Source organism: Pseudomonas sp. DD1 (assembly GCF_044510355.1).
Taxonomy (GTDB): Bacteria; Pseudomonadota; Gammaproteobacteria; order Pseudomonadales; family Pseudomonadaceae; genus Aquipseudomonas; species Aquipseudomonas shahriarae.
Genome location: NZ_MSAJ01000029.1, coordinates 370432 through 386345 on the forward strand (window position 1 = coordinate 370432; position 15914 = coordinate 386345).

At 61.0% G+C, this 15914-nt stretch carries 11 protein-coding genes; 9 read left to right on the forward strand and 2 right to left on the reverse strand.

Annotated features, from left to right (window positions below; all coding sequences use genetic code 11):
* Positions 1 to 6: 6 nt before the first annotated feature.
* Positions 7 to 2652, reverse strand: a complete 2646-nt coding sequence (aceE, locus tag PSFL_RS17990) for a pyruvate dehydrogenase (acetyl-transferring), homodimeric type (protein ID WP_057958114.1) — start codon at positions 2650 to 2652, stop codon at positions 7 to 9.
* A 383-nt stretch (positions 2653 to 3035) separates the two neighbouring features.
* On the opposite strand from aceE, the gene glnE reads away from it, so the two are divergent.
* The 9 genes from glnE (at position 3036) to PSFL_RS18035 (ending at position 13653) form a co-directional block, all read left to right on the forward strand.
* Positions 3036 to 5975: a bifunctional [glutamate--ammonia ligase]-adenylyl-L-tyrosine phosphorylase/[glutamate--ammonia-ligase] adenylyltransferase gene (gene glnE / locus PSFL_RS17995; RefSeq protein ID WP_273865232.1), complete on the forward strand. Its 2940-nt coding sequence runs from the start codon at positions 3036 to 3038 to the stop codon at positions 5973 to 5975.
* 198 nt (positions 5976 to 6173) lie between these two features.
* A complete protein-coding gene (gene waaF, locus PSFL_RS18000; protein WP_115127229.1) occupies positions 6174 to 7208 on the forward strand; it encodes a lipopolysaccharide heptosyltransferase II in 1035 nt (344 codons plus the stop codon).
* A 1-nt stretch (position 7209) separates the two neighbouring features.
* Positions 7210 to 8271 carry a lipopolysaccharide heptosyltransferase I gene (gene waaC, locus PSFL_RS18005; protein WP_397470340.1) on the forward strand — a complete coding sequence of 354 codons (1062 nt, stop codon included), beginning with the start codon at positions 7210 to 7212 and terminating at the stop codon, positions 8269 to 8271.
* On the forward strand, positions 8271 to 9392 hold the full coding sequence (locus PSFL_RS18010; RefSeq protein ID WP_397470341.1) for a glycosyltransferase family 4 protein: 1122 nt from the start codon (positions 8271 to 8273) through the stop codon (positions 9390 to 9392). Before waaC ends, PSFL_RS18010 begins: the two co-directional genes overlap by 1 nt.
* Positions 9392 to 10198, forward strand: a complete 807-nt coding sequence (gene rfaP / locus PSFL_RS18015; protein WP_057958118.1) for a lipopolysaccharide core heptose(I) kinase RfaP — start codon at positions 9392 to 9394, stop codon at positions 10196 to 10198. Before PSFL_RS18010 ends, rfaP begins: the two co-directional genes overlap by 1 nt.
* Positions 10198 to 10932 (forward strand): lipopolysaccharide kinase InaA family protein, encoded by a 735-nt coding sequence (locus PSFL_RS18020; protein ID WP_057958119.1) that lies wholly within the window; start codon positions 10198 to 10200, stop codon positions 10930 to 10932. The genes rfaP and PSFL_RS18020 overlap by 1 nt, the downstream gene beginning before the upstream one ends.
* Complete coding sequence (locus PSFL_RS18025) at positions 10929 to 11681, forward strand: lipopolysaccharide kinase InaA family protein (protein WP_115127232.1); 753 nt, start codon at positions 10929 to 10931, stop codon at positions 11679 to 11681. Before PSFL_RS18020 ends, PSFL_RS18025 begins: the two co-directional genes overlap by 4 nt.
* Positions 11681 to 13132 carry a lipopolysaccharide kinase InaA family protein gene (locus tag PSFL_RS18030; protein ID WP_397470342.1) on the forward strand — a complete coding sequence of 484 codons (1452 nt, stop codon included), beginning with the start codon at positions 11681 to 11683 and terminating at the stop codon, positions 13130 to 13132. Before PSFL_RS18025 ends, PSFL_RS18030 begins: the two co-directional genes overlap by 1 nt.
* Before the next feature lie 209 nt (positions 13133 to 13341).
* Positions 13342 to 13653: a hypothetical protein gene (locus tag PSFL_RS18035; protein WP_157717210.1), complete on the forward strand. Its 312-nt coding sequence runs from the start codon at positions 13342 to 13344 to the stop codon at positions 13651 to 13653.
* A 150-nt stretch (positions 13654 to 13803) separates the two neighbouring features.
* Here the strand turns inward: PSFL_RS18035 and PSFL_RS18040 are convergent, their stop codons facing one another.
* Entirely contained in the window at positions 13804 to 15906 is a 2103-nt protein-coding gene (locus tag PSFL_RS18040) for a TonB-dependent receptor family protein (RefSeq protein WP_397470343.1), read from the reverse strand.
* Positions 15907 to 15914 lie beyond the last annotated feature (8 nt).

Below are 15914 nucleotides of genomic sequence, written 5' to 3' on the forward strand. Positions count from 1 at the left end.
GTCTCCTCAGCAGTCCAGTGGGTTGCGTTTTTCCGGGTTGATCCCGAACTTGACGATGGCGTCAGCCACCACCTTGGGTTCGATCTCACCACGGTCAGCCAAGGCTTCCAGGGCTGCCAACACCACAAAGTGACGGTCGACTTCGAAGAAGTGACGCAGCTTCTTGCGGCTGTCACTGCGGCCGAAACCATCGGTGCCCAGGACTTTGAATTCCTTGGACGGGACCCACTGGCGAATTTGTTCAGCAAACAGTTTCATGTAGTCGGTAGAGGCGATAACCGGACCCTTACGGCCAGCCAGGCACTCTTCGACGTAGCTCAGCGCAGGCTTCTGGCCTGGGTGCAGGCGGTTGCTGCGCTCTACGGCCAGGCCGTCGCGACGCAGTTCGTTAAAGCTGGTAACGCTCCACACATCAGCGCCGACGTTGAACTCTTCACGCAGGATCTTCGCCGCTTCACGCACTTCGCGCAGGATGGTGCCGGAGCCCATCAGTTGCACGTGGTGTGCCGCTTCCTTGGTGTCTTCTTCGAGCAGGTACATACCCTTGATGATGCCTTCTTCAACACCGGCCGGCATGGCTGGTTGCTGGTAGGACTCGTTCATCACGGTGATGTAGTAGAAAACGTCCTGCTGCTCTTCGGTCATCTTCTTCATGCCGTCCTGGATGATCACCGCCAGCTCGTAGCCGTAGGTTGGATCAAAGGTGCGGCAGTTCGGGATGGTGGCAGCCAGGATGTGGCTGTGACCGTCTTCGTGTTGCAGGCCTTCGCCGTTCAGCGTGGTGCGCCCGGCGGTACCGCCGATCAGGAAACCACGGGTACGGCTGTCGCCTGCTGCCCAAGCCAGGTCGCCAATGCGCTGGAAGCCGAACATCGAGTAGAAGATGTAGAACGGCAGCATCGGCTGGTTGTGGCTGGAGTACGAAGTACCGGCAGCGATGAAGGAGCTCATGGCGCCCGCTTCGTTGATGCCTTCTTCGAGGATCTGGCCCTTCTTGTCTTCCTTGTAGAACATCACCTGGTCTTTATCGACTGGCTCGTAGAGCTGGCCGACGGAGGAGTAGATGCCCAACTGGCGGAACATGCCTTCCATACCAAAGGTACGGGCTTCGTCCGGGATGATCGGGACGATGCGCGGGCCGATTTCCTTGTCCTTGACCAGTTGCGCGAGGATCCGCACGAAGGCCATGGTGGTGGAGATTTCACGGTCGCCCGAACCGTCAAGGATTGCCTTGAGGGTGCTGAGGTCCGGCGTCGGTACGCTGAAGCTCTGTGCCCGGCGCTGTGGCACGAAACCGCCCAGTGCAGTGCGACGCTCGCTGAGGTAGCGGGCTTCGGCGCTGTTTGGCTCGGGCTTGAAGAACGGCAGGTTCTCCAGCTCTTCGTCCTTGACCGGAATGTCGAAGCGGTCGCGGAACAACTTCAGGCTGTCGACATCGACTTTCTTGGTGTTGTGCGCGGTGTTCTTCGCTTCGCCGGCACCGGTGCCATAACCCTTGATGGTCTTGGCCAGGATGACGGTCGGTTGTTCTTTGTGGTTGACCGCTTCGTGGTACGCCGCGTAGACCTTGTACGGGTCGTGGCCGCCACGGTTGAGTTTCCAGATCTCGTCGTCGGACAGGTCGGCAACCATCGCCTTGAGTTCAGGCGTGTTGAAGAAGTGTTCACGCACGAACGCGCCGTCTTTGGCTTTGTAGTTCTGGTACTCGCCGTCGATGACTTCGTCCATGCGGCGTTGCAGGATACCGTCGACGTCCTTGGCCAGCAGTGGGTCCCAGAAACGGCCCCAGATGACTTTGGTTACGTTCCACTGGGCACCGCGGAACACGCCTTCGAGTTCCTGGATGATCTTGCCGTTGCCGCGAACCGGGCCGTCGAGGCGCTGCAGGTTGCAGTTGATGACGAAGATCAGGTTGTCCAGCTTCTCGCGGCCGGCCAGGGAGATGGCGCCCAGGGATTCCGGCTCGTCGCACTCGCCGTCGCCCAGGAAACACCAGACCTTCTGCTTGCCTTCGGGGATGAAGCCACGGGCTTCCAGGTACTTCATGAAACGTGCCTGGTAGATCGCCTGGATCGGGCCCAGACCCATGGATACGGTCGGGAACTGCCAGAAGTCAGGCATCAGCCAAGGGTGCGGGTACGACGACAGGCCGCCACCGTCGACTTCCTGGCGGAAGTTGTTCATCTGGTCTTCGGTGATGCGACCTTCCATGAACGCACGGGCGTAGACGCCTGGCGAGGTGTGACCCTGGAAGTAGATCAGGTCGCCGCCGTGTTCTTCGGTCGGGGCCTGGAAGAAGTAGTTGAAGCCAATGTCATACAGGGTTGCGCTGGAAGCGAAGCTGGAGATGTGACCGCCCAGGTCAGAATCTTTCAAGTTCGTGCGCATAACCATCGCCATCGCGTTCCAGCGTACCAGCGAGCGAATGCGGCGTTCCATGAACAGGTCGCCAGGCATGCGTGCTTCGTGGGTAACGGGGATGGTGTTGCGGTATGGCGTGGTGATGGCGTAGGGCAGTTGCGAGCCGCTGCGGGTCGCGAGTTCGCCCATACGGGTCATCAGGTAGTGAGCACGGTCTTCGCCTTCTTTGTCGAGAACCGATTCCAGGGCGTCCAGCCATTCCTGGGTTTCGACGGGATCGAGGTCTTGCATGGCTTGCTCCAGGGCGGAAAGGCTACCAGAATCGGTTGCCTGAAGTTTGCGACTGGCCTTGTGGGCAGACGACATAAATTCTTGGATGGCCGAAGGTTGCTTCGGCGTCCTGTAGTTTTACTACAAATCGTCGGCCATTTCAGCCTTTCGAATGTATATACGAGTAGTAAAACTACACAAGACCGAGGTGGTTGCTCGGTCTGGCTGGTGAGCATAATCGTTATTGTTGATCTTTTGCGAACAAGAAAAGGTAGAAGTTTAATGTTGCCTGCCAAAATTAATGATTTTTCAGCTATTTCTAACTTTTGTTCGACAGTCCTTCATCGAGCGTGGTTCTTGCGTTCACAGCCACTCGCCATTCACGCGCCGATCAAGGATAGACCATGAGCCTTCCAACGCTGGTTGAACTCCCAGCCGTTCTGTTGCCATTTGCCAGCCGGGCCGAGCAGTCATTTCGTGACGCAGCGGCCATGCTGGATGCCGATCATGGCCTGTCTGCGTGGACGCCGCAACGTTGGGCCGACTTCGCCCGGGTATGTGCCGCCAGCGATTTTGTGATTGAACAGAGTGTTCGTGACCCTTTGATGTTGCTTGAGCTGGTGGCCTGGGGCGAGCTGGACCGCGGCTTTGCGCCTGATGAACTGTGTGGGCAGATTGCCGCAGCCGTGCAACAGGCTGAAACAGAAGATGAGCTGGGGCGTGTGCTGCGTCGCCAGCGCACCCGCCAGCAAGTGCGGATCATCTGGCGCGACCTGACCCGACAGGCGGACCTGGTACAGACCTGCCGCGACCTGTCGGACATGGCCGACGCCAGCATCGACCAGGCTTACCAGTGGCTGTACCAGCGCCACTGCGCGCAATTCGGCACCCCCATCGGCGGGCGCAGCGGCGAGCCGCAGCAGATGGTCATCCTCGGCATGGGCAAGCTGGGTGCGGTGGAGTTGAACCTGTCGTCGGACATCGACCTGATCTTCGCCTACCCCGAAGGCGGCGAGACCGTGGGCGCCAAGCGGGCCCTCGACAACCAGGAGTTCTTTATCCGCCTGGGCCAGAAACTGATCAAGGCCCTGGACCCGATGACCGTCGACGGCTTTGTGTTCCGGGTCGACATGCGCCTGCGGCCCTACGGTTCAGCAGGGGCGCTGGTGTTGAGCTTCAACGCATTGGAGCAGTACTACCAGGACCAGGGCCGCGACTGGGAACGCTACGCGATGATCAAGGCGCGGGTGGTGGCCGGCGACCAGGTGGCCGGCGCGCAACTGCTCGACCTGCTGCGCCCGTTTGTCTATCGGCGTTACCTGGACTTTTCTGCGATCGAAGCGCTGCGCACCATGAAGCAGTTGATCCAGCAGGAAGTGCGGCGCAAGGGCATGGCCGACAACATCAAGCTGGGGGCTGGCGGCATCCGCGAAGTGGAGTTTATCGCCCAGGCGTTCCAGCTGATTCACGGTGGCCGCGACCTCAGCCTGCAACAACGGCCGCTGCTGAAGGTGCTGGGCACCCTGGAAGGCCAGGGCTACCTGCCGCCGGCGGTGATTGCCGAGTTGCGTGCCGGCTATGAGTTCCTGCGCTACACCGAGCATGCGATCCAGGCCATTGCCGATCGCCAGACGCAAATGCTGCCCAACACGGATGAGGACCAGGCGCGCATTGCCTTTATGTTGGGTTTTGCCAACTGGACGGCGTTCCATGAACAGTTGATGTACTGGCGTGGCCGGGTGGACTGGCATTTCCGCCAGGTGATTGCCGATCCGGACGAAGAGGAGGGGGTGGAAAGCGAATTGGTGGTGGGTGGCGAGTGGCTGCCCTTGTGGGAAGAATCCCAAAATGAGGAGGCCGCCTGTCGCCAATTGGCCGAAGGCGGCTTTGCCGACGCGCCCAAGGCCCTGAAAGCCTTGGCCAGTCTGCGCGGCAGTCCGCAATTGCGCGCTATGCAGCGCCTGGGGCGTGAGCGTCTGGATGCGTTTATCCCGCGCCTGCTGGCCCAGGCTGTCGAACATGCCGACCCGGACCTGGTGCTGGAGCGTGTGCTGCCGTTGGTAGAGGCCGTCGCGCGGCGTTCTGCTTATCTGGTGCTGTTGACGGAAAACCCTGACGCCTTGCGTCGGTTGTTGACCCTGTGCGCCGCCAGCCCGTGGATTGCCGAGCAGATCACCCGCTTCCCGCTGCTGCTGGACGAATTGCTCAACGAAGGCCGCCTGTTCAAACCGCCCTTGGCGCCGGAACTGGCCGCCGAACTGCGCGAGCGCCTCACACGCATCCCTGAGGATGACCTTGAGCAGCAAATGGAAGCCCTGCGCCACTTCAAGCTGGCGCACCGGTTGCGGGTCGCGGCCTCGGAAATCGCTGGCAGCCTGCCGCTGATGAAGGTCAGCGACTACCTGACCTGGCTCGCCGAGGCGATTCTGGAGCAGGTGCTGGCCCTGGCCTGGCGCCAGACCGTGGCCCGCCATGGTACGCCGCAACGCCTGGACGGTACCTTGTGCGATCCCGGTTTTATCATCGTCGGTTATGGCAAGGTCGGCGGTATCGAACTGGGGCATGGCTCGGACCTGGACCTGGTGTTTATCCACGACGGAGACCCCCAGGCCGAAACCGACGGCGCCAAGCCGATTGATGGCGCGCAGTTCTTTACCCGCCTGGGCCAGCGCATCATTCACTTGCTGACCACCCAGACCAACTCCGGGCAATTGTACGAAGTGGATATGCGCCTGCGACCTTCTGGCGCATCCGGCCTGCTGGTCAGCTCTCTGGGGGCATTTGCCCGTTATCAGGAAAACGAGGCCTGGACCTGGGAGCATCAAGCCCTGGTGCGCGCGCGGGTGCTGGTCGGCAGCCAGGACGTGGGCCGGGCGTTTGAGGCCGTACGGGCGCGGGTACTGGGGCGCACGCAGGACCTGGCGAAGCTGCGCCAGGAGGTCAGCGAGATGCGCGCCAAGATGCGTGACAACCTGGGCACCAAGTCGACCGCAGCCGGCACCGCGGCGAATGCCTTCGAGCCCACGGCGCTGTTCGATCTCAAGCAGGACGCAGGAGGTATCGTCGATATTGAATTTATGGTGCAATACGCCGCTTTGGCGTGGTCTGCGCAACATCCATTGCTGCTGCGCTATACCGACAATATCCGCATCCTGGAAGGCTTGGAGCAGGTCGGGCTGATGCCCGCCGCCGATGCCCACCTGTTGCGCGAGGTGTATAAGGCGTACCGCTCGGCAGCCCATCGCCAGGCCTTGCAGAACGAGGCGGGTGTGGTGGCCGGGGATCAGTTTGCCGACGAACGGCGGCAGGTGAAACGGATCTGGCAAGAACTGGGGTTAAGCTAAAACACTACGGCGACCCCAATTGAATGTGGAGACCGGCTTTAGGTGGAAGCGGGCGGGCCCGCGATGCAGGCGCTGCGGTCTGGCTGACAGCACGCGGTGATGCTATCGCGGGCCAGCCCGCTCCCACACAAACCGTGACCTACAGTAATTATCGAGGCGGGGAGGCATGAGCCTCCCCGAATCGTTTGTGGAAACTACATGAATATTCTGATCGTTGGGCCCAGTTGGGTCGGTGACATGGTAATGGCGCAGACACTGTTCCAGTGCCTGAAACAGCGTCATCCCGACTGCCAAATCGACGTGCTCGCCCCCGAGTGGAGCCGGCCGATCCTGGAACGCATGCCCGAGGTACGGCAGGCCTTGAGCTTCCCGCTCGGCCATGGCGCGCTGGAGCTGGCGACCCGGCGGCGGATCGGCAAGTCTCTGGCCGGCCAGTACGACCAGGCGATCCTGCTGCCCAACTCGATGAAGTCGGCCCTGGTGCCGTTCTTCGCCGGCATCCCCAAGCGTACCGGCTGGCGCGGTGAGTTCCGCTATGGCTTGCTCAATGACGTGCGCAAGCTCGACAAGGCCCGCTACCCGCTGATGATCGAGCGCTTCATGGCCCTGGCCTATGCGCCCAATGCCGAGTTGCCGACGCCGTATCCACGGCCGAGCCTGCTCATCGACCCGGTCACCCGCGACGCGGCCCTGGCCAAGTTCGGCCTGAGCCTCGATCGGCCGGTGCTGGCGCTGTGCCCAGGCGCCGAGTTTGGCGAGTCCAAGCGCTGGCCGTCGGAGCATTACGCCAAGGTCGCCGAGCTGAAAATCCGCGAAGGCTGGCAAGTCTGGCTGTTTGGCTCGAAAAACGATCACTCGGTGGGCGAGGATATCCGCCAGCGCCTGATCCCCGGCCTGCGCGAAGAAGCGGTCAATCTCAGTGGCGATACGTCATTGGCCGAGGCCATCGACCTGTTGTCCTGCGCCGACTCGGTGGTGTCCAACGACTCCGGCCTGATGCACGTGGCCGCCGCGCTGAACCGCCCGCTGGTGGCGGTGTACGGCTCCACCTCGCCGGGCTTTACCCCGCCATTGGCCGACAAGGTCGAAGTGGTGCGCCTGGGCCTCGATTGCAGTCCGTGCTTTGACCGCACCTGCCGTTTCGGCCACTACAATTGCCTGCGCCAGTTGCTGCCCGATGCGGTAGCCGAAGCCTTGCAGCGTTTGCAGGGCAACGTGGTCGAGGTTCATTGAGTTGCGGGTACTGGTAATCAAGACCTCATCCCTGGGCGATGTGATCCACGCCTTGCCGGCATTGACCGACGCGGCCCGGGCGATCCCGGGGATTCGCTTTGACTGGGTGGTGGAAGAAGGCTTCGCCGAAATCCCCACCTGGCACCCTGCGGTGGACAAGGTGATCCCCGTGGCGATTCGCCGCTGGCGCAAGAACCTCTGGCAGACCTTCAAGAGTGGCGAGTGGCGCCGCTTCAAGAAGCAGATCCAGTCGACTAAATACGACCTGGTGATCGACGCTCAGGGCCTGCTTAAAAGCGCCTGGCTGACCCGCTATGTGCGGGCGCCGGTGGCGGGCTTTGACAGAGATTCAGCTCGCGAACCCATTGCTGCGCGCTTCTATTCCCGGCGCCTGGCGGTTGCTCGTGGCCAGCATGCGGTGGAGCGCTTGCGCCAGCTGTTCGCCGTGGCCCTGGGCTATGACCTGCCCAAAGGTCTTGGGGATTACGGCCTGAGCACTGAGAAACTGCTCGGCCTACCGCCGAAGAAACCTTTTGTGCTGCTGCTGCACGGCACCACCTGGGACACCAAGCACTGGCCCGAAGCCTACTGGCGCGAGCTGGCCGAGCGCATGGGCAGCCTGGGAGTGGATGTGAAACTGCCGTGGGGCAATGCCGCCGAAAAAGCCCGCGCCGAACGCCTGGCCCAGGGCCTGACCAATGCCGAAGTCTTGCCCAAGCTGAACCTGGCCGGTGTGGCGCGGGTATTGGCCGGCGCCAGGGCCTGTGTGGCGGTGGATACCGGCCTCGGGCACCTGGCCGCTGCGCTGGATGTGCCGACGATATCCCTGTTCGGCCCGACCAACCCGGGCCTGACCGGTGCCTATGGCAAGGCGCAGATTCATCTGGGCAGCGATTTCCCCTGCGCGCCCTGCCTGCAAAAGAAATGCACCTACCAACCGAGCGCTGAAGACCAGCGCCGGTTTGATCTCAAGCGCGAGTGGCCACTGTGTTTTACTCGCCTGAACCCTGAGCGTGTGGCCAGCCGACTGAGCACGTTGTTATTGGCTGAGGAGCTGCACTGATGCAACTGGCATTTGTACTGTACAAATATTTCCCCTTTGGTGGCTTGCAGCGCGACTTCATGCGCATCGCCCTGGAGTGCCAGCAACGCGGTCACCAGATTCGTGTGTACACCTTGATCTGGGAAGGCGACGTGCCACCCGGTTTTGAAGTGCTGGTGGCGCCGGTCAAGGCGTTCTTCAACCATCGGCGCAACGAGAAGTTGACCGCCTGGATGCAGGCCGACCTGGCCAAGCGCCCGGTGGACCGCTTGATCGGCTTCAACAAAATGCCCGGCCTGGATGTGTACTACGCGGCAGACGGCTGTTTTGAGGACAAGGCGCAGAACCTGCGGCATTCGCTGTATCGCAGCTTTGGCCGCTACCGGCACTTTGCCGAGTACGAGCGCGCGGTGTTTGCCAAGGAGGCCAAGACCCAAGTGCTGATGATCTCCGAGGTCCAGCAGCCGCTGTTTATCAAACACTACGACACGCCGCTGGCGCGCTTCCACCTGCTGCCACCGGGCATCGCCCTGGACCGTCGGGCGCCGCCGAATGCGGCCGAGATCCGCGCTGGCTTCCGTGCCGAATTCAACCTCGCGGACGACGATCTGCTGCTGGTGCAGATCGGTTCGGGCTTCAAGACCAAGGGCGTGGACCGCAGCCTCAAGGCGCTGGCCGCACTGCCGCCAGACCTGAAGAAGCGCACCCGCCTGTTTGTAATTGGCCAGGACGACCCCAAAGTATTCCAATTGCAGAGTGCTACCCTGGGCCTGGGCGACAATGTGCAGTTCCTCAAGGGGCGCAGTGATATCCCGCGTTTCCTGCTGGGCGCCGACCTGTTGATTCACCCGGCGTACAACGAAAACACCGGGACCGTGCTGCTCGAAGCCCTGGTGGCCGGGTTGCCGGTACTGGTCACAGCGGTGTGTGGTTATGCCCATTACATCAGCGAAGCTGATTGCGGGCGTGTGCTGGACGAGCCTTTCGAACAGGCCCAGCTCAACCAGTACCTGGCCGGGATGCTCAGTGATCAGCAGCAACGTGCGGCCTGGAGCCGCAATGGTCTGGCCTTCGCCGAGACGGCCGACCTCTATAGCATGCCGCAGCACGCTGCGGATGTAATTCTGGCGGAGCAACACTGATGAAGTTGATTCTTGCCGAACCGTTCAAGAGCCTTTGGGCCGGGCGCGATGCGTTCGCCGAAGTCGAGCTGTTGGAGGGTGAGGTTTACCGTGAACTGGAAGCCCGTCGCACCTTGCGCACCGAGGTGGATGGACGCGGCTACTTTGTGAAAATCCACCGTGGCATCGGCTGGGGTGAAATTTTCAAGAACCTGTTCACCGCCAAACTGCCGGTGCTGGGCGCCGGGCAGGAGTGGCAGGCAATCCAGCGCCTGCACGAAGTGGGCGTACCGACCATGACCGCCGTGGCCTACGGCGAGCGCGGCGCCAACCCGGCCGACCAGCATTCCTTTATTGTCACCCAAGAGCTGGCACCGACCATCAGCCTGGAAGACTTGAGCATGGACTGGCTCAAGCAGCCACCCGAGCCGCGTCTCAAGCGCGCGCTGATTGCCGAAGTGGCCCGTATGACCGGGATGATGCATCGCGCTGGCGTCAACCATCGTGACTGCTACATCTGCCACTTCCTGCTGCACACCGACAAACCGGTGACGGCCGATGACTTCAAACTGTCGGTGATCGACCTGCACCGTGCCCAAGTGCGCCCGCGTATCAGTCAGCGCTGGCGCAACAAGGACTTGGCGGCCCTGTATTTCTCGATCCTGGATATCGGCCTGACCCGCCGCGACAAGTTGCGCTTCCTCAAAGGCTACTTCCAGCAACCCCTGCGCCAGATCCTGGCCGAGGAAGGCGCGCTGCTGCAGTGGCTGGAGCGCAAGGCCAGCAAGCTCTATGACCGTAAAGTCCGGTACGGAGGTGCGCTCTGATGGCGGGTTGGAACCTGGAACCTGCTTACTCGGAGCTTGTGGACGATTTTGGTAGCCTCGATGCGGTGTTTGCCCTGCAAGGCGAGCGGCTGACCCGGGATCCGCTGTCCGAAGTCATTCGTGTGCAGCGCGGCGGGGTCAACTATTACGTCAAGCGCTACACCGGCGCCGGCAAGGGGTTGCGGCGTTACCTGGGCAAACCACGGGTCAAGTCCGAATGGCAGAACCTCAAGCGCTTCGCCAAGTGGGGCATTCCCACGGCCGAAGTCGTGGCCTGGGGCCTGGAGCGCAAGGGCCTGGCCTATGATCGTGGGGCGATGATCACCCGCGAGTTGCCCCGCACCGAAGACCTGGCGGCCCTGGCCGAACGCAAGGATCCGCAATTGTCCGACCCGGTATGGGTCGACAAGGTCAGCCGCCAGCTCGCCGAATACACCCGGACCATGCACGACCACCGGTTTACCCACAACGATTTGAAGTGGCGCAACCTGTTGATCGACGACCAGCAGACCCTGTACCTGATCGACTGCCCCAACGGCGACTTCTGGCGCGGGTTCTGGCTCAAGTACCGGATCACCAAGGACCTGGCGTGCCTGGACAAGGTTGCCAAATACCACTTGTCGGCCACCCAGCGCCTACGCTTCTACATGCAATATTGTCGGCGCAAGCACCTGAATACGTCGGATAAACAGCGGATTCGCCATGTGCTGAAGTTTTTCGAGGGACGCGAATGAATGACTTCCTGGCAACTGAAGACCGGGCCTTGCTGGAGCGCAATGGCCTGGCTGACTTCGACGCCCTGTGGGCCAGGCAACTGGACGCAGTGGATGAGCCCAACACCAGTCGCGGCGGCTGGAGCAGTGTGTTCCGCCTGGAACTGGAAGGCCGTGGCTTTTACCTCAAGCGCCAGAGCAACTACCTGACGCGCACCCTGCATCGGCCCTTTGGCGAGCCGACCTTTGCCCGTGAGTTTCGCAATATCAGCCGCTATCGGCAGAAGGCGATCCCGGCCTTGCAGGCCGCCTTTTATGGCGAGCGCAAGGTTGCCGGCGAATACCGCGCCTTGCTGCTGACCCGCGCGCTGGATGGCTGGAATGACCTGGACTCACTGCTCGAGCAGTGGCCGGCCCTGAGTGCTGACCAGCACCACGCGATCCTCGTGGCTTGCGGCCAATTGGCGCGCAAGCTCCATGGCGTCGGCCAGGTGCATGGCTGTTTTTACCCCAAACATATCTTCCTGCAGGCCACCGGCGACGGTTACGCAGCGCAGTTGATCGACCTGGAAAAAACCCGGCCGCTGTTGCTGGGCCGGCGTGATCGGGTCAAAGACCTTGAGCCATTGCTGCGCCGTGCTGGCGCATGGACATCTGCGCAGGTGCGGCAATTCCTGGCGGCCTACCTCGACCAGCCGGAGGACAGTTCGCTGGTGGATACCTGGGCGCAGTACCTGGCGGGGCGGCGCAGTCACAAGGAGGCCCGCTGATGCGGTTGTCTGAGCTCAAAAACGCCGGGCGCACGCCCACGTTGCCCTTGAGTATTGAGTTGGCGGATGCAGCGGGCCCTGGGCAGTTGCAATTGCTGAGCCTGTTGCGGGTGTTGCCCGGTCAGCGTTATGTGGGCGCGGCCATCTGGCGCGGCCGGCCGGTGCTGGCCAAGTTGCTGGTGGGTAGCAACGCCGCGCGACATTTCCAGCGCGAACTCCAGGGCGTGCGCCTGCTCGCCGAGCAAGGCCTCACCACCCCGCTGTTGCTCGCCGACGGCCTGCAAGACGGTGAGGGTGGCTGGCTGCTGTTCGAGTTTCTGGAAGGGGCCCAAAGCCTGGCCGACGCCTGGGCGGCAGTCGAAGCCTTGCCGCCCTTGGCCGATGAGCAACAGGCGGTACTGGCCGAAGCGCTGGGTGCGATTGCCCAGATGCACGCCAAGGGTTTGTGGCAGGAAGATCTGCACCTGGACAACCTGATGCGTCAGGCGGACAAGCTGTATTTGATCGACGGGGGGGGCATCTGCGTCGAACAGGCGGGTAAACCTCTGTCACGTAACCGGGTGCTGGAAAACCTCGGGGTGTTTTTTGCCCAGTTACCGAGCGACCTCGAACCGTTTACCGAAGAATTACTGGTGCACTACCTGTTAAGCAACGGCGAGCACGCGTTGCCCCTGGAAGCCTTGCAAAAACAGGTGCGCAAAGTGCGCGCCTGGCGCCTGAAAGACTTCATGGGCAAGATCGGCCGTGAGTGCACCTTGTTCAGCGTAGTGCGCGGGGCCTTTGGGCTGCGCGCCATCCGGCGTGAAGAAGAAGCCACCCTGCTGCCGGTACTGGCAAACGTCGATAGGCTTGTCGACCAGGGCCAAATGTACAAGGCCGGCGCCTCGGCCACGGTGGCCGGGGTTGATGCTGCGGGTCGAGCGCTGGTGATCAAACGCTACAACATCAAGGGTTTTACACACTGGCTCAGGCGCTTCTGGAGGCCCAGCCGCGCCTGGCACGCCTGGAGCGAAGGCAACCGCCTGACATTCCTGGGGATTGCCACGCCCAAGCCCCTGGCGCTTCTGGAGCGACGCTTTTTCTGGCTGCGCAGCCGGGCTTATCTGGTCACCGAGCACCTGTCCGGGCCCGACCTGATCGAACACCTGGCCCCTTACGTGGACAACGGCGAGGTGCCCGAGCCTGAACTGCTGGCCCTGGATCGCCTGTTTGGCGAGCTGATTCGCGAGCGGATCAGCCATGGCGACTTCAAGGGGCGCAACCTGTTCTGGCAAGGAGGGCGTTGGGTGCTGATTGATCTGGATTCGATGTGTCAGCATGGCTCGCTGAGCAGCTTCGCACCGGCGTTTGCCAAGGACCGTGCGCGGTTTATGCGCAACTGGCCGGCTGATAGTGCTTTGTATCGTGTGATTGATCAGCGCTTGCCCAAGGTGAGCGAGTTAGTTGGGTGATTCGCGTTAGGCCGTCATAAGTCGTAGCGATTTCTTCAGGTCTGGGAAATCACAGTGTTTTCGAAGGCAAGGGGCATTACTTAATATTTTGATTAAGTAGTGCTCTGGACATTGTTTATTGGGGTTAATAGGTTGTATCGACGCTTGATAGGAATATCTTATATAGATGTTTATTGAATGGTCGAAATGTTAATTCCGGGAGTGTGCAAATGACTTCGATAACAGGCTTTCATCCGTTTTCTTTTTACAGTGATCTGGCCGGTAAAAATAAGCCGATAGATCCGGTGAATCCAACAAGCCCAATAGATAAAGTGCAGTCGGGTGTGCGCAATCCAAAGGACACAACCGCTGGTGATGATGCCGAATTTTTTAACGCCGATACCCAGGAATGGCAGCCAACCGCCTCTAATGGCAAAGGTGATGGCGGTTATGTGAACTTCGGTGATCCCTATCGAGAGCCCATAGATCATGAGCTGGTTTACGGAGCCAATGGGGAGTGGCAATTAAAAGCTGATGGATGATTGCTTAAAAGTTGAGTGGGTATTTTTGTTTGTAGTTCTTTGTAATTTTGGTGGGTACTTTTCAAAGTGTAGGGGTCGGGTTATAGGAAGTTTCTGTTATTAATGTGGGAGCCAAATGGGCAATGTTATTTGCCCATTGGTTTTTATCACTCAAAAGCTGTACTGGACTCCTGCGCCCGCATACCACGACCTGCCGGGCGCGGCTTCGTAATAACGATCGTTGCCATCGCCGACAATCACCGAACCGATGTACTGGCGATCCAGCAGGTTGTCCAGGCGCAGGGTCTGGTGAAAGGTCCAGTGTTCGACTTTCTGTTCAAAGCGTGCACGCCAGTTGAAAACGCTGTAAGCCGGTGCCGCTTGTTTCTGGTTGGTGTCTTCGACATAGATCTTGCTGCGGTACATGCCTTCGACGGCGGTGCTGACCCAGTCCCGTGGTTTCCAGTTCAGTTCGGCAAAGAGCGTGGTCTGTGGGACGCCGGGTAGGTAGTTGCCCTTCTCCACGGTTTTGCCGCTGTTGCTGAAGTTGCTGTCGTAGGTGGCTTGCAGGCGGGTGTAGGCGAGGTTGGCGCTCCACTGTTCGCTCAGTTGGCTTTCGATACCCAGCTCAAAGCCACGGCGCAGGGTGCGGCCGGCGTTTTGGTAGCTGGTGCGTCCATCCTTCGATGCATTGACCACCAACTCATCTTCCGTAGTTATTTGGAATACGGCAGCGTTGACCCGCGTGCTGTTGTTCACCTGCGCCTTCAAGCCCACTTCATATTGAGTGCTTTCTGACGGCTTCAGGCCAAAGTTGAAACCTTCGATGTCACCAGGGGCGTAAGCCAGCTCTGCCTGGGTCGGTGTCTCGAAGCCTTTGCCGGCGCTGATGTAACCATGCAGATCGGGTGTGAAGGCGTACATCACGCTCACTGAGGGCGTATTCTTTTGATAGGTCTTGTTGCCGCTGGCATCGCCATTACCATTGCTAAAGAACTTGTCATTGACGTCAAGCTCCATGGTGCTGTGGCGCACCCCGGCTTGCAGGGTCCAGCGGTCGATGGCCCAGTTGGCCTGGATGTACGGGTCGAGGCTGCGGGCGGTGTCGATTTCATTGCGGCGTAATTCGCCTTTCACGCCGAGGGTGTTGCCGTTGTAGTTCTGGTAGCCGTGACGGCTGTCTTCGCTCTGGTCGAAGTCCAGGCCGGTGATGATCATCAATTCGCCCGGCACGCTGTCTATGGGCTGCATCCAGCGCACGCCACCGCCGTAGAACTTGCGGTCGAATTGCACTACGCCGCCGCCGCCAAGCTCGTTTGTGGGTGTGCCTTTGGGAATCGACAAATACTGAATCACACTCCTGCGCCCGGTGTAGGCATTCACCTGCAATGTCGCATCGCCAATGTACCGCTCGTAATTCATCCCTACCTGTTGGTGATCAATGCTCTTGCGTGTGTTGTACGCCAGGGCATTGCTGCTCACCGAGCGCGGGTCGGCCTTGTAGCCTGCCCAGGTCTGCCCCAGCGGGTCCTGGGTGCCGTTCTGCTCCAGGCTGCTGTAGATCAGGGCCAGCTTGCTGTCGTCATCGGGCTCGAGGTTGAGCTTGGCGAAGGTCTGGTCGCGGCGGGCGCTGCTGTGGTCGCGGTAGCCGTCGGTGTCCATGCGTGAGGCATCGAGGACAAAACCGGCGCCCTGCACCGCGCCCTCGGCGCTGAGGTGGTGCTTGTTCAGGCCATCGCTGCCGACCAGGGTTTCGGCGCCGATACGGGGTGGGCCTTCGCCGTTGCGCGAGAACATCTGGATCACCCCGCCGGCGTTGCTGCCATACAGGGTGGCGGCCGGGCCGCGCAGGACTTCGATGCGGTCGGCGGTGTCGAGGTTGAAGGTGGCGGCCTGGCCCTGGCCATCCGGGGTGCTGGCGGGGATGCCATCGGCAATCAGCTTGATCCCGCGTACGCCAAACGCCGAACGCGCGCCAAAACCACGGGAGGAAATCTGCAGGTCCTGGGCATAGTTCTGGCGGTTCTGCACCACCAGCCCCGGCACGCGGGACAGGGCTTCCGAGGCATTGACGCCCAACTGGCCGTCGCTGATCTGCTCACGGCTGATGCTGTCCACCGAGTAGGGCAGGTCGAAACTGCGGCTGGCGCTACGCGAGCCCGTCACCACACTGGGGTCGAGAATCAGTGGGGCGTCTTCGGCCAGGGCCGTTTGCTGCAGGCCCAGCAGGCTGGGGAGCAACATCGCAAAACAGGTGGGAGCAACAACTTTCATGAGCGAAC

Excerpts from the sequence above, each read along its gene's own strand:
- PSFL_RS18020 (WP_057958119.1), top strand. The coding sequence starts at position 10,198 with ATGGCGGGTTGGAACCTGGAACCTGCTTACTCGGAGCTTGTGGACGAT.
- PSFL_RS18010 (WP_397470341.1), top strand. The coding sequence starts at position 8,271 with ATGCAACTGGCATTTGTACTGTACAAATATTTCCCCTTTGGTGGCTTG.
- waaF (WP_115127229.1), top strand. The coding sequence starts at position 6,174 with ATGAATATTCTGATCGTTGGGCCCAGTTGGGTCGGTGACATGGTAATG.
- aceE (WP_057958114.1), bottom strand. The coding sequence starts at position 2,652 with ATGCAAGACCTCGATCCCGTCGAAACCCAGGAATGGCTGGACGCCCTG.
- rfaP (WP_057958118.1), top strand. The coding sequence starts at position 9,392 with ATGAAGTTGATTCTTGCCGAACCGTTCAAGAGCCTTTGGGCCGGGCGC.
- PSFL_RS18030 (WP_397470342.1), top strand. The coding sequence starts at position 11,681 with ATGCGGTTGTCTGAGCTCAAAAACGCCGGGCGCACGCCCACGTTGCCC.
- PSFL_RS18025 (WP_115127232.1), top strand. The coding sequence starts at position 10,929 with ATGAATGACTTCCTGGCAACTGAAGACCGGGCCTTGCTGGAGCGCAAT.
- PSFL_RS18035 (WP_157717210.1), top strand. The coding sequence starts at position 13,342 with ATGACTTCGATAACAGGCTTTCATCCGTTTTCTTTTTACAGTGATCTG.
- glnE (WP_273865232.1), top strand. The coding sequence starts at position 3,036 with ATGAGCCTTCCAACGCTGGTTGAACTCCCAGCCGTTCTGTTGCCATTT.
- PSFL_RS18040 (WP_397470343.1), bottom strand. The coding sequence starts at position 15,906 with ATGAAAGTTGTTGCTCCCACCTGTTTTGCGATGTTGCTCCCCAGCCTG.